The sequence below is a fragment of the Streptomyces sp. NPDC048191 genome, from assembly GCF_040652655.1.
GTDB lineage: Bacteria > Actinomycetota > Actinomycetes > Streptomycetales > Streptomycetaceae > Streptomyces.
Map to the genome: position 1 here is coordinate 98,739 of NZ_JBEZMO010000022.1, position 19,036 is coordinate 117,774.

The 19,036-nt window shown below is 73.4% G+C and carries 18 protein-coding genes; 11 read left to right on the forward strand and 7 right to left on the reverse strand.

Translation table 11 applies throughout. The features are described from left to right. Positions 1-5 precede the first annotated feature (5 nt). Both AB0D93_RS29655 and AB0D93_RS29660 read right to left on the reverse strand, forming a co-directional pair. Complete coding sequence (locus AB0D93_RS29655) at positions 6-2,360, reverse strand: glycosyl hydrolase family 65 protein (protein WP_362125614.1); 2,355 nt, start codon at positions 2,358-2,360, stop codon at positions 6-8. Beyond that, positions 2,357-3,097, reverse strand: coding sequence for a beta-phosphoglucomutase family hydrolase (locus AB0D93_RS29660; protein WP_362125617.1), 741 nt, complete (start codon positions 3,095-3,097; stop codon positions 2,357-2,359). Before AB0D93_RS29660 ends, AB0D93_RS29655 begins: the two co-directional genes overlap by 4 nt. A gap of 84 nt (positions 3,098-3,181) precedes the next feature. On the opposite strand from AB0D93_RS29660, the gene AB0D93_RS29665 reads away from it, so the two are divergent. Continuing rightward, positions 3,182-3,844, forward strand: coding sequence for a nucleoside/nucleotide kinase family protein (locus AB0D93_RS29665; RefSeq protein WP_362125620.1), 663 nt, complete (start codon positions 3,182-3,184; stop codon positions 3,842-3,844). Positions 3,845-3,850: 6 nt separating this feature from the next. Here the strand turns inward: AB0D93_RS29665 and AB0D93_RS29670 are convergent, their stop codons facing one another. Further along, a complete protein-coding gene (locus tag AB0D93_RS29670) occupies positions 3,851-4,006 on the reverse strand; it encodes a hypothetical protein (RefSeq protein WP_362125623.1) in 156 nt (51 codons plus the stop codon). Positions 4,007-4,232: 226 nt separating this feature from the next. Between AB0D93_RS29670 and AB0D93_RS29675 the strand changes: the two genes are divergently transcribed. From AB0D93_RS29675 to AB0D93_RS29700, 6 genes are all read left to right on the forward strand, one after another. Continuing rightward, positions 4,233-4,523 (forward strand): hypothetical protein, encoded by a 291-nt coding sequence (locus AB0D93_RS29675; protein WP_362125626.1) that lies wholly within the window; start codon positions 4,233-4,235, stop codon positions 4,521-4,523. 17 nt (positions 4,524-4,540) lie between these two features. Then, positions 4,541-4,735, forward strand: coding sequence for a hypothetical protein (locus AB0D93_RS29680; RefSeq protein WP_362125629.1), 195 nt, complete (start codon positions 4,541-4,543; stop codon positions 4,733-4,735). 92 nt (positions 4,736-4,827) lie between these two features. Further along, positions 4,828-6,915 carry a phospholipid carrier-dependent glycosyltransferase gene (locus tag AB0D93_RS29685; protein ID WP_362125632.1) on the forward strand — a complete coding sequence of 696 codons (2,088 nt, stop codon included), beginning with the start codon at positions 4,828-4,830 and terminating at the stop codon, positions 6,913-6,915. A gap of 78 nt (positions 6,916-6,993) precedes the next feature. After that, a complete protein-coding gene (locus AB0D93_RS29690; protein ID WP_362125635.1) occupies positions 6,994-7,911 on the forward strand; it encodes a MurR/RpiR family transcriptional regulator in 918 nt (305 codons plus the stop codon). A 441-nt stretch (positions 7,912-8,352) separates the two neighbouring features. Next, positions 8,353-8,733, forward strand: coding sequence for a hypothetical protein (locus tag AB0D93_RS29695; protein WP_362125638.1), 381 nt, complete (start codon positions 8,353-8,355; stop codon positions 8,731-8,733). 197 nt (positions 8,734-8,930) lie between these two features. Then, complete coding sequence (locus AB0D93_RS29700; protein WP_362125730.1) at positions 8,931-11,306, forward strand: SpoIIE family protein phosphatase; 2,376 nt, start codon at positions 8,931-8,933, stop codon at positions 11,304-11,306. 240 nt (positions 11,307-11,546) lie between these two features. On the opposite strand, the gene AB0D93_RS29705 is transcribed toward AB0D93_RS29700, so the two are convergent. Together AB0D93_RS29705 and AB0D93_RS29710 are read right to left on the reverse strand one after the other, a co-directional pair. Beyond that, positions 11,547-12,020, reverse strand: coding sequence for a flavin reductase family protein (locus AB0D93_RS29705; RefSeq protein WP_362125733.1), 474 nt, complete (start codon positions 12,018-12,020; stop codon positions 11,547-11,549). 158 nt (positions 12,021-12,178) lie between these two features. Continuing rightward, positions 12,179-12,862, reverse strand: a complete 684-nt coding sequence (locus AB0D93_RS29710; protein WP_362125641.1) for a peptidoglycan-binding domain-containing protein — start codon at positions 12,860-12,862, stop codon at positions 12,179-12,181. Between the two features lie 193 nt (positions 12,863-13,055). Between AB0D93_RS29710 and AB0D93_RS29715 the strand changes: the two genes are divergently transcribed. Continuing rightward, the gene (locus AB0D93_RS29715; protein ID WP_362125644.1) at positions 13,056-15,473 is read left to right on the forward strand and encodes a polysaccharide lyase 8 family protein; all 2,418 of its coding nucleotides are present in this window, start codon (positions 13,056-13,058) and stop codon (positions 15,471-15,473) included. On the opposite strand, the gene AB0D93_RS29720 is transcribed toward AB0D93_RS29715, so the two are convergent. Beyond that, positions 15,460-16,302 carry a hypothetical protein gene (locus tag AB0D93_RS29720; protein ID WP_362125647.1) on the reverse strand — a complete coding sequence of 281 codons (843 nt, stop codon included), beginning with the start codon at positions 16,300-16,302 and terminating at the stop codon, positions 15,460-15,462. The genes AB0D93_RS29715 and AB0D93_RS29720 overlap by 14 nt on opposite strands. Positions 16,303-16,621: 319 nt before the next feature. Between AB0D93_RS29720 and AB0D93_RS29725 the strand changes: the two genes are divergently transcribed. The 3 genes from AB0D93_RS29725 (at position 16,622) to AB0D93_RS29735 (ending at position 18,604) form a co-directional block, all read left to right on the forward strand. Further along, complete coding sequence (locus AB0D93_RS29725) at positions 16,622-17,368, forward strand: TetR family transcriptional regulator (protein WP_362125650.1); 747 nt, start codon at positions 16,622-16,624, stop codon at positions 17,366-17,368. Positions 17,369-17,528: 160 nt separating this feature from the next. Next, positions 17,529-17,948, forward strand: coding sequence for a zinc ribbon domain-containing protein (locus AB0D93_RS29730; RefSeq protein ID WP_362125653.1), 420 nt, complete (start codon positions 17,529-17,531; stop codon positions 17,946-17,948). Between the two features lie 254 nt (positions 17,949-18,202). Then, positions 18,203-18,604 carry a hypothetical protein gene (locus tag AB0D93_RS29735; protein WP_362125656.1) on the forward strand — a complete coding sequence of 134 codons (402 nt, stop codon included), beginning with the start codon at positions 18,203-18,205 and terminating at the stop codon, positions 18,602-18,604. 21 nt (positions 18,605-18,625) lie between these two features. Here AB0D93_RS29735 and AB0D93_RS29740 read toward each other — a convergent pair whose 3' ends face one another. After that, on the reverse strand, positions 18,626-19,012 hold the full coding sequence (locus tag AB0D93_RS29740; protein ID WP_362125659.1) for a PPOX class F420-dependent oxidoreductase: 387 nt from the start codon (positions 19,010-19,012) through the stop codon (positions 18,626-18,628). Between the last annotated feature and the right edge of the window lie 24 nt (positions 19,013-19,036).

Here is a 19,036-nt window from a genome sequence, read left to right on the forward strand (position 1 = left end):
AGCGCCTAGCCCGCGTTCGGCGCCCGGTGCGGTGGCTGCTCCGGCGCGGGCCGCCGGCCGGCCGGTGGCACCGCCCGTACGGCCGGCTCGTCGGTGCTCACCGTGAGCGGCTCGCCGTGGTGGCGCAGGGTCAGCGGCGGTCCGTCCAGGAGGACGTACGTGGCCTTGTCGGCGCCGATGTCCACGCGCAGCCGCCGGCCGCGGAACTCGACGTTGAAGGCGAGCCGGCTCAGCCGCTCGGGCAGGCGCGGCGCGAACCGCAGCCGCTCGCCGTCCCGGCGCAGCCCGCCGAAGCCCGCCACCAGGGCCATCCAGGTCCCGGCCAGCGAGGCGATGTGCAGCCCGTCGCGGGTGTTGTGCTCCAGGTCCTGCAGATCCATCAGCGCCGCCTCGGTGGTGTAGGCGTAGGCGAGGTCCAGGTGGCCCGCCTGGGCGGCGATCACGGCCTGGCAGCAGGCCGACAGCGAGGAGTCCCGTACGGTCAGCGGCTCGTAGTAGGCGAAGTTCCGGGATATTTGCTCCTCGTCGTACTCGGCGGTGAAGAAGTCGCCGCAGGTGTACATGGCCAGCACCAGGTCGGCCTGCTTGACGACCTGTTTGCGGTAGAGGTCGAAGTAGGGGAAGTGCAGCAGCAGGGGGTACTGGTCGGCGCGGGTGCCGGCGAAGTCCCAGCGCTGGTAACGGGTGAATCCGGTGTGCTGTTCGTGGACGCGGAGCTCGTCGTTGTAGGCGATGTACATGGCCGCGGCCGCGTCCCGCCAGGTCGCCGCCTCCTCCTCGTCCACGCCGAGCCGGACCGCCTCGCGGGGGTGGCGTTCGGCGGCGTCGGCGGCGGCGAGCAGGTTCTGCCGGGCCATGAGGTTGGTGTACAGGTTGTCGTCGGCGACCGCGCTGTACTCGTCGGGGCCGGTGACGCCGTCGATGTGGAAGACGCCGTGCGCGTCGTGGTGGCCCAGGGAGCGCCACAGCCGGGCCGTCTCCACCAGCAGCTCCACGCCGGTCTCGCGCTCGAACACGGTGTCGCCGGTGGCCTCCACGTACCGGATCACGGCGTCGGCTATGTCCGCGTTCACGTGGAAGGCGGCGGTGCCGGCCGGCCAGTACGCGGAGCCCTCCGGACCGGCGATGGTCCGCCAGGGGAACGCCGCCCCGCCGAGCCCGAGCTGTGCCGCGCGCTCGCGGGCCTCGTCCAGGGTGTTGTACCGCCAGCGCAGGGCCTCGGCGACGGCCGCGGGCGCGGTGTACGTGAGCACGGGCAGCACGAACATCTCGGTGTCCCAGAAGGCGTGCCCGTCGTAGCCGGAGCCGGTCAGGCCCTTCGCCGGGATGGCGCGCTGCTCGGCGCGGCTGCCGGCCTGCAGGACGTGGAACAACGCGAAGCGGACCGCCTGCTGGACCTCCTCGTCGCCCTCCACCTCGACGTCGGCGCGGGCCCAGAAGTCGTCCAGGCAGGCCCGCTGGTCGGCCAGCAGGCCCTGCCAGCCGTCGTGCGCGGCGGCGGCGAGGGCGGCGTCGACCTGGTCGGCCATCGCGGGCAGCGAGCGGGTGCCGGACCAGCCGTGGGCGACCAGCTTCTCCACCCGCAGCGTCTGCCCGGGCTCCAGCACCGCGGTGACCGTCAGCCGGGCCACGTCGGCGCCGCTCTCGCTGCGGGTGGTGGTGCGCTCGGGCCCGTCGACGACGTGGTCGGCGGCCACCGCCACCCGCAGGCCGCTGCGCCGGGTGCGGTGCACCAGCCGCAGCCGGCTGCCGGAGGCGAAGTGGTCCTCCTGTTCCAGCGGGGACTGCAGCGCCATGGCCGCGCGGGGGTCGCCGTTCGATCCGGGCAGGGACTCGTTGGCGACCAGCTCGGACTGGATCACCACCCGGCTGCGGCCGCCGACGGCCTCCACCTCGTACGCGACGGCGGCCACCGCGCGCTGGGTCAGCGACACCAGCCGGGTCGAGCGGACCCGGACCGTGGAACCCGCCGGAGAGGTCCACTCACAGGTGCGCTCCAGCACCCCGCGGCGCAGGTCCAGGACCCGTTCGTGGGTGACGAGCCGGCCGTAGCGCAGGTCGAACGGCTCGTCGTCCACCAGCAGCCGGAGGATCTTGCCGTTGGTGACGTTGATGACCGTCTGGCCGGATTCGGGGTAGCCGTAGCCCGCCTCCGCGTACGGCAGCGGGTGCACCTCGTGCACCCCGTTGAGGTAGCTGCCGGGCAGGCCGTGCGGTTCGCCCTCGTCGAGGTTGCCGCGCCAGCCGACGTGCCCGTTGGAGAGCGCGAACACCGACTCGCTCTGGGCCAGGACGTCCAGATCCAGGGCGGTCTCCCGTACGGTCCACGGCTCCACGCTGTACGACCGGTCGGTGATCACTGTTTGCCTCCCAGTTCGGCGAGATCCCTCACCACGATGGTCGCGCCGTGCGCGTAGAGCGCGTCGGTCTGGCCCACGCGGTCCACGCCGACGACGTACCCGAAGCGGCCCTCGCGTCCGGCGTCCATGCCGGCCAGCGCGTCCTCGAACACGGCGGCCCGGGACGGCTCGACGCCCAGGTCGTGGGCGGCGGCGAGGAAGGTGTCGGGGTGCGGCTTGCCGGGCAGGTGCCGTTCGGCGGCGACGACCCCGTCGATCCGTACGTCGAAGAGGTGTTCGGCGCCGACGGCGCGCAGTACGTCCCTGCAGTTGGCGCTGGACGACACGATGGCCGTGCGCAGGCCCTCCGCCCGGACCGCCTCCAGATAGCGCAGGCTGCCCTCGTAGGCCTCCACCCCGCCGCTGCGGATCTTCTCCAGCAGCAGGACGTTCTTGCGGTTGCCGAGGCCGTGCACGGTGGGGGCCTCCGGCGGGTCCTCCGGGGTGCCCTCGGGCAGGTGGATGCCGCGCGAGTCGAGGAAGGCGCGGACGCCGTCGGCGCGGGGCCGGCCGTCGACGTACTCGTCGTAGTCGGCGACCGGGTCGAACGGCCGTCCCTGCTCCCCCGTGTAGTCCCGCAGGAACGCGTCGAACGTCTCCTTCCAGGCGGCGGCGTGCACGACGGCCGTCTTGGTGACGACCCCGTCGAGGTCGAAGAGACAGGCCTGGATTGCGTCGGGAAGACCGAGCTGAGTCATACCCAGCACTGTTCCCCATAGGGCGCCGTCCAGTGAGTGGCACACGCCACATACGCGGCGAACTCCTGGTGACACACTCTCTGTGTGCCGCTGACCTTCGACGACCTCCTGGACCGTGCCCGTCTCCTCGTCCGGGACGGCCGGCGTGCCGTGCTCGGGATCGCGGGCAGCCCCGGGGCGGGCAAGACCACGCTCGCCGAGCATCTCGTACGCGCCCTGAACGACGGCGGACCGCCCTGGGTCGCGCACGTGCCCATGGACGGCTTCCACCTCGCCGACGTCGAGCTGGACCGGCTCGGCCGCCGGGACCGCAAGGGCGCGCCGGACACCTTCGACGCGGCCGGGTACGCGGCGCTGCTGCGGCGGCTGCGCGAGGACACCGACGAGGTGGTGTACGCGCCCGGGTTCGAGCGGGTGCTGGAGCAGCCGGTCGCGGGCGCGATCCCGGTGCCGCCGGCCGCCAGGCTGGTGGTGACCGAGGGCAACTACCTGCTGCTGACCGAGGGTTCGTGGGCGCGGGTGCGGCCGTGCCTGGACGAGGTGTGGTTCTGCGAGATCGACGAGGCCGAGCGGATCCGCCGACTGGTCGCCCGGCACGAGGAGTTCGGCAAGGACCCCGGGTCGGCCGTGGCCTGGGTGCTGGGCACGGACCAGCGCAACGCGGACCTGGTGGCGAGGACGCGGGCCACGGCGGACCTGGTGGTGCCGGCGGGTGCGCTGCCGGCACCGGTGCTCCCCGAGGGCTGAGGAGGCTCAGCGGTGGAGGACGAGGGACGGCTCACCACGGCTGTCGCGCGCCACCACGCCGACGACCGCCGTGAACGCCTCCGTGCGTACGGTCAGCCCCTGCTCGCCACCGGTGAAGGCGGGCGTGAAGGGGCCGCCGGGTCCGTACCGCACGGCGAACACGCGCAGCCCCTCGGGCGCGCCCCGCGCCGGATCGGCCTCGGGTGCGGTGGCTGGCCTACGTCCTCACCCGGCAGGGCCGCGATGTGCCGCCGGTCGTCCCGAAGGGCGCGGAGGTGCTGCTGGAGACCCGGCTGCCGCATCTGAACGCGGCGGTTTCGAACAGGGGTGGCGGCTGGGCCTGTTCGCCGCGGCGGACGGTTACGGCGCCTTCGACTTCGACGCGGACGTGTCGGTCACGCTGGGCGGGGCAGCCGGCGGCTTCCCGGCCGCCGACGCCTGGCGCGACGACGTCGATGGCCCCGGCAGCCAGCCAAGCAGGGCACCGGCTCACTGCCCCTGGACCGGCCGCAACCGGTACACGGGCGGGACGGTCCTGGCCGAGGGCACGCTGGTGGCCGGCTCGCGGGACGCCCTCGGCCCCGGGGCCGTGCGGGTGGCGGGCGGCACGCCGCGGGTGGCCGTACGGCTGCGGGCACGCTCGGCGTCATCCTGCGCGCCGGAGGCGAGGCGCCGCTGACGGCCGGTCACCCGGCGGTGCCGGGCGGCCCGGCGGTACTGCCGCTGCGCCTCCACACCGAGCGGCCGCCGGCCGAGGGCAGCACCCTGCCGGTCGTCGACGCGCCCCGGCTGCGCGGCCGGTTCTCCCGGATCGCGGTGAACTCCGACGGGCTGCGGGCCGTACCCGTGTACACGGCAGAAGGTCTGCCGGTACGACTCGTGGAGCGGTGACGCCCCCGGCGGCGGGAGCGGTGCGACAGTAGGGCCATGATCGGGCCCACGACCGTTCCCGCAGCCCCTCGGCCGGCGACACCGCGGGGCGGATGATGGCGCGCGAACAGCACCTGGTCCTCACCCGTGCGGCTGCCGCCGAGGGGGCCGGGCGGCCGGTCCCCGGCGGCCCGTACGTCCGGCTGCGCCGCCACCGGCGATGGCTGGTGCCCCTGCTGGCCGTGGTGCTGCTCGCCCAGATGGCCGTGGCGATGGTCACCACGGCCGTCCAGCAGACCCCGACCATCGACGAGCCGGTCTACGTCGCGACGGCCACCGACTACCTCCACGAGCACCGCATCCGCTACAACCCCGAACATCCACCGCTCGGCAAGCTGCTGATCGCGGCCGGTGTGGCGGTGGCCGACCCGCGCTACGACCCCTCGTACACCGGCACCCAAGGAGACGTGGGCCGGCATCTTCTGTACGAGTCGGGCAACGACCCCGGGCATGTGATGCTGTGGGCGCGCCTGCCGGTCATCGCGCTGACCCTGCTCTTCGGGCTGGTCGCCTTCGCGTTCGCCCGTGACCTGACGGGCACGGCGGGCGGTCTGGCCGCGCTCGCGCTGTACACCTTCTCGCCGGATCTCATCGCCCACGGTTCACTGGCCACGCTGGACGTGCCGGCGGCCGGGTTCGTGCTGACGGCGGCCTGGCTGGTGTGGCGGGCCCGGCGCCGGCCCGGCCTGTACCTGCCGGCGGCCGGGGCTTGTCTCGGGGCGGCGGTGGCAACCAAGATGAGCGCACTTCCGGCGGTCCCCGTGCTGATGGCGCTGGCCGCGACGTCCGTCCTGGCGGCGCGCCGGAGCCCAGGGCTCCCCCGGGTGAACCGGCCGGCCACGGACACGGACCGGAACCGGCAGGTACCGCAGACCGGCCGACCGGACCCGGGCCTCGGCCCGGCACCCGACAAGCACCCGGCCGGCGCACCGCCCGCCACGGACACCGGCCGGGAACAGCACGTACCGAAGGCCGACGAGCCGGAACCAAACGTCGGCCGGGGACATGACCAGCACCCGGCCGGGGAGCGGCCCGACGCGGGCAATCGACGGGAACGGGGCGGTGGTTCGGCCGACGGGCCTCCTTCCAGCACGGGTCCGGCCCGGCGGGTTCTGTCCGCGTTCACGGGGTTGGCCGTTCAGCGCGTGCGCCCGGCCCTCGCGGGTCGGGGAGGCCGCGGGCGCGCGGCGGCCCTCTCCGTCATCGGGGGCCGGCGCAAGCCGTCGGCGGCGCTCGGCGGTGCGCTCGTCGTGGTGCTGGTGGCGCTCGCCGTCGTCTGGGCCGCGTATCTCGCCGTCGATCCCGGCCTGCGGTTCTCCCCCGCCGAACCGGTCCCGGCGCTGCACGGGCCGCGCGGCCGGCTGGTGGACCTGCTGCCGGTGCCCGAGGCCTACCGGGCGGGCATGCGGGTGCAGTTCGGACTGGAGGCCTACCCGTGGCAGGGCTATCTGTTCGGGCATGTGTACACCGGCTCCCTCTGGTACTACCTGCCGGCCGCCCTGCTGGTGAAGACGCCGCTCGGGCTGCTGACGCTGGGTGTGTCCGGCGCCGTGACGCTGGTCGCGGTGCGGCGGCTGCGGCCCGCGGCACCGTACGTGCTGCTCCCGCCCGCGGTGCTCCTCGCGGCGGCCATGACGGGCTCGCGGGACTTCGGCACCCGGTACGCGCTGTTCGTGCCCATGTTCCTCGCGGTGGCGGCGGCCTGTGTGCCGCGGCCCGGCAGGCGGTGGACGGGCGTCGCGACGGCGGCGCTGGTGCTGTGCACGGCCGTGAGTTCGGTGCGCACGTTCCCGTACTACCTGCCGTACTCCAACGAGGCCTTCGGCGGGCCCGCGCGCACCCACCGGCTGCTGCACGACTCCAACGTGGACTGGGGACAGGACCTGGGCCGGCTCGCCGACCGGCTCCGGCAGCGGTATCCGGGCGAGCGGGTGTGGCTGGTGTACAAGGGCAGCGGTGTGCCGTCGTACTACGGCATCCGCGCCACCGATCCGCGCACGGTGCCGGTGGATCGGGTGCACGGGCTGCTGGTGGTGTCGGACTCCGCGGTTGCCAAGGCGCGCGGACGGCTCGCCGAGCTGATCGACAGCAGCCGTCCGGCCGGTGACGTGGGCCATTCCATCAGCCTCTTCCGGCGCTGAAACCTCCTGCTCAACCCCGTGTTCATGACGGTGGGTGAGCTATGTTGAGTGCTTGTGGCAGACAAAGGAGGCGGACCGGTGCCCTCGCCGCAGCAGGCACGCGCACAGGCATCAGCCATCACGTCCGGCAAGACCGTGCCCGCGGCCGAGGCCGCCCCGACCTCCCGGCTGAGGGAACTCTTCGACGGCCCCCGTCTGTCGCCGGGGCAGCGGCGCATCGCCCAGTACCTCATCGAGCACATCACCGAGGCCGCTTTCCTGTCCATCACCGAGCTGGCCGACCGGGTCGGCGTCAGCCAGCCCTCGGTCACGCGGTTCGCCGCCGCCGTCGGCTTCAGCGGCTATCCCGCGCTGCGCGAGAGGCTCCAGTCGATCGCGTTGAGCACGCTCGCCGGCGGTCCCGGCGAGGAGAACCGGGCCAACGAGCTCCAGGCGGCGGTCGACGCCGAGATCGAGAACCTGGAGAACCTGCGGCGCGACTTCGCCAACCCCGACGAGATCATCCGGATCGGCCGCGAACTGTCCCGCTCCACCCCGCTGACCGTGCTGGGCCTGCGCATCTCGGAGTCGCTGGCCGAGTACTTCGGCTACGCGGCCCGCCGGATCCATCCCGACGTACGGCTGGTCACCCGGGGCGGCAGCGTGGCCTACGACGCCCTGCTGCAGTGCCGCGAGGCCGGCGGCACCTGGGTGCTCGCCTTCGCCATGCCCCGGCACTCCCAGGAGACCCTCCAGGCCGTCCGGGTGGCGCGGGGCGCCGGTCTGAAGGTCGCCCTGGTGACCGACCTGGCGCTCGGGCCGGTGGCCGACGAGGCCGACGTCACGTTCGCCACCGGCACCGGCTCCCGGCTGGTGTTCGACTCCTACGCCGCGCCCGGCGTGATGGCCGCCGCGCTGCTGCAGGCCATGACCGACGCCGACCCGGAGCGCACCCAGGCCCGGCTGGAGAAGTACGAACAGCTCTCCGACCAGCACCAGTTCTTCATGAAGGACTGAATCCGGCAGTTCGCGCGCCGGGTCCCGGATGCGGTGGAGATCTTGCGGTCTCCACCGCCATGGACAGGGACCATCCACGACAAATCACGCATGAATGTTTTCATACGTCTTGCAAAGCGGACGGCATATATAAATACTGCTCACGGATCGCGCCCGGCCCACTCCGGGTACGTTCCCCACCCGCGGACTCACCGCTCGCACACCGCCCCGAGAAAGCCGACGGACCGCCCATGCGTACGCAAGTCTCCGCGCAGCGCCGGTTGCCGACGCCCGGGGTCCCCGCACGGACACCCCCAGCCGCCGTCCCCTACCCACGTCGGCGCCCGGGGTGTACCGGGGCGTGTCGTCTGCGCGACTCGCCCGTGGCGGCCCCGGCCATCCCCTAGGCCGGGGCCGCCCCGCACCCGTCGACCACCCTCACGACGCCGCCCACCGGAAGCGATGATCATGACTCTGACCAGCACCCGTATCAGCCCCGACTGGCCCTGTCAGGTCAAGACGCCGGGCTCTTACGACTGGGAGCGCTCGGCGGCCAAGTGGCTGCGCGAGCTGATCCCCGCGCGCTACGCCAGCTATCCGGCGCTCATCCGCCACCCCGTGCTGCTCGCCCGGCATGCGCAGCTCCAGGTCCAGCAGGAGATCCGGGTGGCCCGGACGGCGCTGCAGACCGCGCGGGCCGAGCTGCCGATGCTCGGCCTGCCCGAGTCGGTCATCGAGCACACGATCAAGCTGTACGCCGCCGAGGTCCTGCAGCTGCAGCACATCGCGCGCAGCGTCCGCGCGGTCAGCGAGGCCCTGGCCGGACGCGGCACGGGCCGCTGATCCGCCGGTCCGTCCCGGCTGCGCCGGTCAACAGCACGGCACCCTTCGTCCCCTTTCGTGTGGACGGCTCGTGACCGCCTCCGGGCGGTCGTACGGAGACCCTGCGACGTTCGTATGAAGTCGGATCCGGCAGACGAGTGATCAAACGGGTGCGATTGTGCGATGCTCGTCCCGTGACGAGCGAGCCCGCGCACCCGGTGCCCCCCGGTGGCGCCGATCCGACGGCGTTGGTGAATGTGGTGGCCCGGCAGCGCGCGGAGCTGGAACGACTGCGGGACCTGGCCGCGACCTCGGCGGTCCTGGAGCGGGCCAAAGGCGTGCTGATGGCCGTCACGGGCTGTACGCCGGAAGCCGCGCACGTGGAGCTGCTGCAGCGCGCCGAGGACGGCAACCGCACCCTCCTCGAACAGTGCTGGCTCACTCTGGGCGCCCTGCCACCGCCGCAGGAGCAGCCGCCCGGCACCCCGCCCGCCCCGGTCGAATCGCCGGCCGCCGTCTCCTCGCCGGTCGCGGCCACCAGCACGGCGGACCTCGCGAAGGCCCTCGGGGCCATCGGCCGGGACCTGGTGCGGGTCGGCACGCCGCACGAGCTGGCCCGGTGCCTGCTGGACCACATCGGACCCGAGACGGACGCCGACGCCGTGATGCTGTACGGACAGCTGTCCGAGGGCGGACTCGAACTGATCGGGCACGCCGGCGTCGACCAGACCCTCGCGGCGCAGTGGCGTTACGTGCCCCCGGTGTCCGGAGTGGTCGCGCTCGAGGCCCTGCGGGCCGGCGATCCACTGTGGCTGGAGGACCCCGCCACGGACCGGGACCGGTATCTGCTGATCGGGGAGCCGCCGGAGCGCTGGCCCAGCCGGGCCTGGCTGCCCGTGCCGCCCGGGGAGGACGCGGACGTCGCCCTCGGCGTGCTGCGCAGGCGCAGCGGGGCCTTCGCTCCGCGCGAGCGGGAACTGCTGCGGGCCGTGGCCCGGCTGTGCGCGGGCCGGCTGCGCGCCTTCGACACACCCCAGGAACGCGTGGGCGAGGGAGTCACCCAGACCGTGCAGTCGGTGTTCGACGCGCTGCCCGGCGCGGCGATCCTGCTGACACCGCTGCGCGCCGCCACCGGCGAGGTGGCGGACTACCGCATCGAGGCCGCCACGGCGGAAGCGGTCGACGTGTTCGGCCGGACCGGCCGGGAGATGGTCGGCAGACGGGTCCTGGAGAGCTATCCGTCCGTTGCGGGCGAGCCGCTGTGGCAGGGGTACCTGCAGGCCGTGGAGACCGGGGTGCCGTTCGTCAGCGAGCCGTTCGTCTACCAGGACGTGACCGGCGAGGTGCCCGTGACCACCACCTACTCGGTGCGGGCCGCCCCGCTGGGCGAGGGCCTGCTGGTCACCTGGCTGCGGCACGAGCCCGCGGAGCGCCAGGAGCAGCGCCTGGCCGACGTGCAGCGGCTCGGCAATCTCGGCTGGGCCAACTGGAACCTGCTCACCCAGGAGATCTCCTGGTCCGAGCAGACGTACACCGTGCTCGGCCGGGACAGCGCCGAGCGCCCGCTCGCCCTGGAACGGCTGCCGGACCTGGCCCTGGCGGAGGACGCGGGCCCGCTCGCCCGCGCGATCGCCGAACTCGTCCGCCACGCCCGGCCGTTCGACAGGCCGTTCCGCATCGCCACGGCGAGCGGTGTCCGGCATCTGCGGCTGGTCGCGGAGGCCGTCACCGCGCAGGACGGCACCACCGTGGAGGTGCACGGCTTCATCCAGGACCTCACCCCGCAGCGCTCCGCGGAACTGGCGCTGATGGAGAGCGAGCGGGCGATGCTGCTGCAGCGCGGGATCCTGCAGGCCGAACGGGCCCTGGCCGCCCGGCTGCAGCACGCCCTGCTGCCGCTGCCGAGCAGGCCGGTGCAGCTGGCCGGGCTGCGCGTCCAGGTGGCGTACCTGCCGGCGCAGTCCGGCATCCATGTGGGCGGCGACTGGTTCAGCGCCATCGAACTGCCCGACGACGACGCGCTGTTCGTGGTGGGCGACGTCGCCGGTCACGGCGTCGACGCGGTGGCCACGATGGCCCAGCTCAGGTTCACCGCGAAGGGCATGGTGACCACGGGCTCCTCGCTGACCGGGGCGCTGACCCGGCTCAACTATCTGCTGCTGCACTCCCGTGACAGCCAGACCACGGCCACCATGGTGCTCGCCCGCTACCACCCCCACCGGCACGTTCTCACCTGGGCCCAGGCCGGGCACCTGCCCCCGCTGCTCGTCCGCGACGGCGAGGTGCTCCGTCTCGACCGGCCCGCCGGCATGCTGCTCGGCGCGAGCGCGGCGGCCGTCTACGAGTCGGCGGAAATCCACCTGGAACCCGGCGACCGGATCCTGCTGTACACCGACGGCCTGGTCGAGCGCCCCGGCGAGAGCCTCGACGCGGGCCTGGACCGGCTGGCCGGGGTGGTGCGCACGCATGCGCGTGGCGAGTCCGGCTCGCTGGACGAGCTGCTCGCCACGCTGCTCGCGGACGAGCGGCGGGACGACGTGTGCGTGCTGGACATCAGGATGCCGCTGGAGGACACGGCTGACCCGGAGTCGTGACGGCGTGGCCGGGATCAGTCGTCGTTTCTGTGCCGCCAGTACCAGCAGGCGCCGGCGATCAGAGCCAGCAGGAAAATGGCGGGCACGAGCAGGCCCGGAATGCGGGAGCCGGTCATCGGGCTGGCTTTCGATCGTGGTACGGAGGAGCACGCGGCGGTCGGCCGCGGGGTGCCCATCATGGGGCCGGGCCACCGCTCGCGCAATGGTCTTGCCGAGGCCTGACCCGGCGTTCGAGCCCGTTCAGTCCAGGGGGTGACCGGCGTCGATGCCGGCCGCGTCGGACAGCCGCAGCAGCGGCCCGGGCCGCCCCTCGCCCCAGCGCACCGGGTCGAGGACGAAGCCGACGTGGTCGCCGCCGTCGGTGCGGTGGAGGATGGTGCCGACGAACCAGGCCGCCACGTCCCGCAGCACCACCGCGCCGCCGTACTCCTCGGTCCAGTCCAGGCGCGCGAACTTGTCGATCTCGTCGCCGGTCCGGCCGCCGAAGAGTTCCGCGACGTCCCGCTGGTCGCGGGTGAGCAGATGCACGCCCAGGTGCTGCGCGGCGCGTGCGACACGGTAGGTGCGGTTGACCTTGGACAGCCAGACGGCGTACCGGAGCGGCCGCACGGAGCACTGCGAGGCGAAGCCGACCAGGCACCCGGCCCGCTCGCCCTCGGCCGCGGCCGTGACGACGCACATGTCGGGGTTGAGCCGGCCGAAGAAGCCGTCCATGCCGCCCTCCGGGCCGGCGCCCGTCGTGCTCACCACACCGTCCCCGTCCGTCATGGCACTGCGCTCCCGTCCGCCGCTCCGGACCGGCTCCGGCTCACGCTGCCGGGCCCGGTCCCGGTCAGGTCACGGCCCGTCTCCCGGTGTTCCCCGGGTGCCGTTCATGAATCGTCGCCCAGGCCGCCCCGTGACTCCAGCGCGCGGCGCGTGTCGTCGCCGTAGACACCGGTCTCGTCGCCGCTGATGCCGTACCAGAGCTGGAACCGGGCCACGGCGGCGGTCAGGGTGGCGTCGTAGGTGCCGCTGGTCGAGCCGCCGGGGTAGACATCCGGGACGCGCAGCAGGCGTTCCTGCAGTTCGGTGACCTCGGGGCCGGTGTCGCCCTGCCGAAGGGTGCCCGGGCCGTCGGGGTCGGTGCCGACGGTCGGTGCACCGGTCGCGGTGCCGGCTGGCGGTGCACCGGTCGCGGTGGCGGTGGGCGTCGGGGTCGCGGGCGGCGCGGTGGTCGCCTGCCGGTGTGCAGGCGGTGACGCGGCGGCCTCCTGCCGGCCGGGGAGCAGCAGGGCGCAGCCGAAGCCGAGGAGTGCGGCGGCGGCCACGGCGACGGCGACGGCCACTCGGCGTGCGACGGGGGCCGGGGCGGCGGCACGTGCAGGGGCGCGGGTCGGCGGTACGGGTGGCAGCTCCTGGGTCTCCGCCTCGTCGGCGCCCGCCGTGTGCGCGGGGGCGGTATCCATCTCGCGCATCAGTTCCGCGAGCGCGTCGAAACGACGGGGCCGCAGCACCCGGACGGGTTCCAGGACCGGTCCGGCGTGCGGCCGTTCGGGTTCGGGCGGTGTCGGCACCTGGCTCTCCTTCCGTCCCGTACGGACGGGACTCGCGAGCTCCCCATGCTGAGATACGGCCCGGGCGGGGACCCTGTTCAGCCGATCGGCCCAGCCGTCGCGCTCCGGCGATTCACTCCACCGAACGGTCGGAACGCTCAACTCGGCAAGAACCATTGAGCGTTTGAGAAAGCGCATGCTAGAAAGCGCCGTCATGACGACTCCTTGGTCCCGCCGTGGTTTTCTGACCGTCTGTACGGGAACCGCCGTCGCCGTGGGTCTCGGCCCCCGGGCGTTCTCGGCGCCGGACGAGTTCGCGACGCTCCGGGCCAGGTGGCGCGACCTGATCCTCGGCGAGGGGTTCGACCCCGCCGCCGAGCCGTTCCGGAGCCGGCTCGCCGACCTGGGCACGACGGCGGGCCGGTACCGGGACACGATGGCTCCCGCCGCCGGCTCCCTGTGGCCGGACCTGGTCTACGCCGACCCGGATCCGGACACCGACCAGGAGTCGTACGTCTACTCGGGCAACATGAACACCAGTTACACCAGGCTGAGCACGCTCGCGCAGGCCTACTGCCAGCCGGGCACCGGCCTGACCGGCGACGCGGATCTGCGCGACGCGATCCTGACGGGCCTGGACCACCTCCACGACGACGTCTACAACGCGGCCCAGGCCCGGTACGGCAACTGGTACAGCTGGCAGATCGGCGCCCCGCAGGCGCTGCTGGACGTGTGCGTGCTGATGTACGAGGCGCTGCCGGCCCCGCGGCTCGCCGGCTACCTGGCCGCGGTGGACCACTTCGTGCCCGACTCGGCGGTGGCGAGCTACAGCGGGACGAGCACGGGCGCGAACCGGGTCGACCTGTGCCGGGTGCTGGCGCTGCGCGGTGTCGTCGGGGCGAGCGCGGCCAAGGTGGCGCTGGCCCGCGACGCCCTCTCCCCCGTCTTCCCCTACGTCACCTCGGGCGACGGCCTGTACGCCGACGGTTCCTTCATCCAGCACACCACGGTGCCGTACACCGGCTCGTACGGCTCGGTCCTGCTCGGCGGGCTGGGTCTGCTCTTCGCGCTGCTGGCGGGCTCCGGCTGGGAGGTGACGGACCCGGACCGGCAGATCGTGTTCGACGCGGTGGAGCACGCCTGGGCGCCGTTCCTCTACAACGGCCTGGTGATGGACGGCGTCGCGGGCCGGGCGATCAGCCGCGGGCTCTCGGCGGCGGACCCCGGGCGCATCCAGCAGGACGACCACCTTCGCGGCCATCCGATACTGGCCTCGATCGTCCTGCTCGGGCAGGGCGCGAGCACGGCGGAGAACGCCCGCTGGCGCGCGCTGGTCAAGGGCTGGATGCAGCGCGACCGTTACAGCCCGCCGCTCGCCGACCCGGTGCTGAGCCTGCCGCACCTGGCCCGGCTCAAGGGGGTTCAGGACGACGGCTCGGTGACGGCGGTCGACGAGCCGGTGGGGCACCGCCTGTTCCCGTCCATGGCACGGGCCACCCACCGCAGACCCGGCTGGGCGGCCGCGCTGAGCATGGCCGACAAGCGGATCACGTACTACGAGACCGGCAACGGCGAGAACCTGCGCGGCTGGCACACCGGGTCCGGAATGCTCTACTGGTGGCGCGACACCTTCGCCAACGGACAGTACAGCGACGCCTTCTGGCCCACCGTCGACCCCTGCCGGCTGCCGGGTACGACCGTCTCGCGCAAGGCGCTGGCGGACGCGGCCGGCGGGGACTGGGGCGCCTCGAAGCCGGACGTGAACTGGGTGGGCGGGGCGACGGACGGGCACCGGGCCGCCGTCGGGCAGTACCTCAAGGGCCTGCAGTCGACGCTCGTGGCGAAGAAGTCGTGGTTCTTCCTGGACGACACCGTCGTCTGCCTCGGCGCGGGCATCACCTGCACCGACGGCGCGGCCGTCGAGACGACCGTGGAGAACCGCAACCTCGGCCCCACCGGCGGCGCCCCCTTCACCGTCGACGGCACGGTCGAGCCCGCCGCCTCCCCCTGGTCGGCGACGCTCACCGGGGCGCGCTGGGCGCACCTCGGCGGGCACGGCGGCTACGTCTTCCCCGGCGGGGCGACCGTGCGGGCCCTGCGCGAGGCCCGCGACGGCAGCTGGAGCACGATCAACAAGGCCGGTTCGACCACCGTCCTGAACCGCGAGTACCTGACGATGTACGTCGATCACGGCACCGACCCGGCGAACGCGTCGTACGCCTACCTCCTGCTGCCGGGCGCCACGGCGGCCGCGACGAGGGCGCGGGCCGCGGACCGGCACTGGCTGACGGTGCTCGCCAACACCGACGGGCAGCAGGGCGTCGCCGTGCGCTCACTCGGCTTCACCGGGGTGAACTTCTGGTTCGGCGGAACGGTCGGAACGCTCACCGCGAGCGCTCCGGCGTGCGTGATGATCAGCGAGAGGGGCGACGGCACCGCCGTGGTCGCGGTGAGCGATCCGATGCGCATGCGCACGGGCCTCACCCTGACCTGGCGGCGGCCGGTCACCGCGGTGACGTCCGCGCCGGCCACGCTGACCTCGGCCGCGACCGGCTCCACGCTGACGCTGGCCTTCGGCGATCTCACCGGCACGGCCGGGGCCACCCAGCAGGTCACGGTCAGGCTGGGCTGAGCGCTCCCTGCACGAACCGGCCCAGGGACGCCGTGAACGCGGTGACGAAGGCGTCCCTGGCCTCCTCCGGCAGGGCCTGAAGGGACAGATAGGGGTTCAGGTCCTCCAGCTCGACCAGGAGGAGGCCGCCGTCGCGGGTGCGGCAGGCGTCGACGCGCTGGATGCCGTGGCCGAGGTCGTTCCAGTCGATGAAACGCCGGGCGAACTCCAGGTCGGCGGCGGTGGCCGCATAGGGCCGCAGCTCCCAGCGGCGCTCCGGGTCGGGGGCGTGGAGGGCGTACTGGAAGTCGTCGTCCACGAAGTAGAAGGACACCTCGTGGACGAAGTCGACGCAGGGCTGGATCAGGACGTCGCCGGTGGCGAGCGCGGCGACCTGGCCGGGGGGCACGATCCTGAGGCCGAGGGAGTCGGCGCCGAGCATGGGCTTGACCACGTACCGCTCGGCGGCCGGGAGCAGGTGCAGGTCCTCGGCGCGGCCGACCGTCGGGATGACGGGGAAGCCGGCGGCGCTCAGGTCGAGCAGGTACCGCTTGCCCGCCATGTCCGCCTTGCCGGTGAGCGGGTTGTACACCCGGGCACCGGTGTCGAGTGCCCGTATGCGGAAGGCGTCGTACGCGCGCTGGTAGCCGAGGACGGGCCCGCTGTTGCGGACGACCACGGCGTCGTAGCCGTCCATCAGCGCCTCGGCGTCCAGCGGATGGCACAGGGCGAGATCGAAGCGGGCCCGGAGCCGGGAGGTGAGGAAGATGTCCTCGTCGCAGTAGCGACGCCCGCGGGCCTCGTACGCCAGGTCGGTGACGTAGAGCAGACGGGGGCGGGCGGCGGGCATACGGGCTCTCCTCGGGCGGTGCGGCCGCATCGGTTCGGGGGCCGTGTCGGCGGTGGGTGCAGAAAGGTTACGTCGAGGTAGGAACACTCCCTTCCCCGGCCCGGACCTCCGTACGATGTGAGCCCGAACGACCTCCCGTGACGTAGCCCCGTGCTCGACGAGGCCGGCGACCGTGAAGCCGTACAGTCCGTACATCGCGGCCTGGACCGTGCCCGGAAGGGGATGTTCAGCGGGACTCGCGCAGCACTCAGTTCCCCCAGGAGTGCACTCGAGCTGCACTGAGTGTCAGGCTGCCCGTCCGGGTGCTACGTTCCCCTCCATGAGCTCCAGCAGCGCGGCACCGGCCGCGAAGCCGCCGATGCGGGAGGCCCTCGTCGCGGCGGCCTTCCGGCTCTTCCTGGAACGCGGGTACGAGCAGACCACCGTGGACGACATCGTTGCCCTGGCCGGGGTCGGCCGGCGTTCGTTCTTCCGCTATTTCCCTTCCAAGGAGGACGTGGTCTTCCCCGACCACGAGCGGTGCCTGGCCGACATGACCGCCTTCCTCGCCGCGAGCGACGAGGGGGCGGAACCGGTGCGCCGGGTGTGCGACGCGGCCCGGCTGGTGCTGGGGATGTACGCGGAGAACCCGACGTTCTCCGTGCAGCGCTACCGCCTGACCAAGCAGGTGCCGGGCCTGCGGGCCTACGAGCTGTCGGTGGTGTGGCGCTACGAGCGCGCGCTCGCCGAGTATCTGCGCGAGCGGTTCGCGGGCCGGCCCGACGGGACGCTGCGGGCCGACGTCGTCGCGGCCGCGGTCGTCGCCGCGCACAACAACGCCCTGCGCTCCTGGCTGCGTTCGGACGGCCTGGGCGATGCGGGCGCGGCCCTGGACCACGCGCTCGGGTATGTGCAGAAGACGTTCGGCCACGCCACCGGGCCGGCCACGGCGCCGGTCCGGATCGCCCCGCCGCCGGCCGGCGAGCAGGAGGGCCGTCCGGACGACGTGGTGGTGCTGGTCTCCCGGCGGGACGCGCCGCTGTGGCGGGTGGTGCAGGAGCTGGAGGCGGCGCTCGGCCGCGGCTGAGATGGCTCCGTCTCGCACATTGGGGGTACGCAGTGCCTTTACGAGTGACACTGAGTGCCATACTCTGTCGGCGTGCACGGTGGCACGGCCGCCGCGCACTCGTGTGCCCGGTGCGCGCCGGACACGCGGGATTCCGGCCGAGCGCAGGGAGTTGACCAGCGTGTACCACTACTCAGCAAACGCCTCGCATCCGGCGGCCGGTTCCGCGGCGGGTGTCCTCGACCCCGTCTCCGCGGACTCCAGGGACGCCATCGTCTTCCAGCGGTGCACCTGGTGCGGCACCGCGATGTACCACCGGCTCCTGTGTCCGGTGTGCCAGGGCAGCGAGCTGCGCACGGAGCGCAGCGAGGGCGTCGGCACGGTCCGGCACTCCACCGTGGTGCACCGCAACACTCCCGCGGCGCGCAATGTCTCGCTGATCGAGATGGCCGAGGGTTTCGTCGTACGGGGCCGGGTCATGGGTCCGCCGGTCGGCATCCACAGCGGCGACCGGGTCCGGCTCTCCACCGCCCAGGACCCGGTGCGGGGCGAGCCGGTCTTCCAACTGCTGGACGAGTCGTACCGGAGCGCCTGGACCTGAGGGCCCGTCTGGCGCCGAGACGACAGCGAGCGCGCCGTTCCGTTCGGTGACGGTCCGGCGTACGTCACGGTCGCGCACTTCGCCGTGCCGATCGGCCGCCGGGCCGCGACGGAGACCGGCACGCGCCGGCCGGTCGCACGCCTCGGCGGACGCCGGCCGCCGTTGCCCCAGGACCCGCGTGGCGGACACAACGCCGGTCCTGCGCCCGGTGCTTGCCGCACGACCCGCCGGACGGGCCATATCCGGCGCCGACCATGACCGTCGTCACGCCCGTCGCCGCCCGGGTCACCGAGGGGCGGTCGCTGACGTGGCGGGTGTCCCTGTCGGAGGCGGCCGATGCCGACATGAGCACGATGTTCGTCGTGGTGCCGGCCACCGCGCCCGGGCTTTCCACGAAGGACGTCCCGGCCCGCTGGCCGCGGGACACCGCCGGCGCGAAGCCCGACCCGGAGCGGCCCCTGTCCAAGGTCGACGGCCTCTACCTGTTCGTCGACGTCCCGGCCGGGCGGACGAGTGCGGACGTCACGCTGCCCACGCTCGGGGACCGGGTGGCGGAGCCGGCGGAGCCGGTGCGGTTCCGGCAGACCGACATGGACACCGGCGAGCCGCTCCCGGACGGGCTGGTGCTGTCCGGTTCGGTACTGGACGCGTCGTAGCACGGCTGTTGCGGGTGGCCCTCATTCAGCGAGGGTCACCCGGATCCCGACGGTACCGTCCAGTCCCCGCCGCAGCCGGCTGCCCAGCAGGGTGAGGCGGCCGACGATGCCGTACTTGCGGGCGACGAGCTCCCGGTAGCGGGCGGTGGTGGCCGCGTCGACGATCTCCGCGGTGGCCGCCGCCTGCTCACCGGTGGGATTGCCGCGCAGGTCGCAGGGGCCGACGAGGACGTCGGGGCGGCGCCGGATCCGCTTGACCTTGAAGCTGTCGGCGGCCGTCCAGACACCGAGGGTGTCACCGTCCCGCACCACCCACACCGGGGTGGCGACCGGGGTGCCGTTCTTGCGGTAGCTGGTCACCAGCAGGTACTTGCCGGTGCCGAACCGGTCCAGCCGCATGTCGTCCATGCCGGGCAGTGTAGGAGGCCGGCC

Coding starts and splice junctions, on each gene's coding strand:
- AB0D93_RS29660 (WP_362125617.1), bottom strand. CDS start 3,097: ATGACTCAGCTCGGTCTTCCCGACGCAATCCAGGCCTGTCTCTTCGAC.
- AB0D93_RS29685 (WP_362125632.1), top strand. CDS start 4,828: ATGATGGCGCGCGAACAGCACCTGGTCCTCACCCGTGCGGCTGCCGCC.
- AB0D93_RS29695 (WP_362125638.1), top strand. CDS start 8,353: ATGATCATGACTCTGACCAGCACCCGTATCAGCCCCGACTGGCCCTGT.
- AB0D93_RS29705 (WP_362125733.1), bottom strand. CDS start 12,020: ATGGACGGCTTCTTCGGCCGGCTCAACCCCGACATGTGCGTCGTCACG.
- AB0D93_RS29715 (WP_362125644.1), top strand. CDS start 13,056: ATGACGACTCCTTGGTCCCGCCGTGGTTTTCTGACCGTCTGTACGGGA.
- AB0D93_RS29720 (WP_362125647.1), bottom strand. CDS start 16,302: ATGCCCGCCGCCCGCCCCCGTCTGCTCTACGTCACCGACCTGGCGTAC.
- AB0D93_RS29725 (WP_362125650.1), top strand. CDS start 16,622: ATGAGCTCCAGCAGCGCGGCACCGGCCGCGAAGCCGCCGATGCGGGAG.
- AB0D93_RS29735 (WP_362125656.1), top strand. CDS start 18,203: ATGACCGTCGTCACGCCCGTCGCCGCCCGGGTCACCGAGGGGCGGTCG.
- AB0D93_RS29740 (WP_362125659.1), bottom strand. CDS start 19,012: ATGGACGACATGCGGCTGGACCGGTTCGGCACCGGCAAGTACCTGCTG.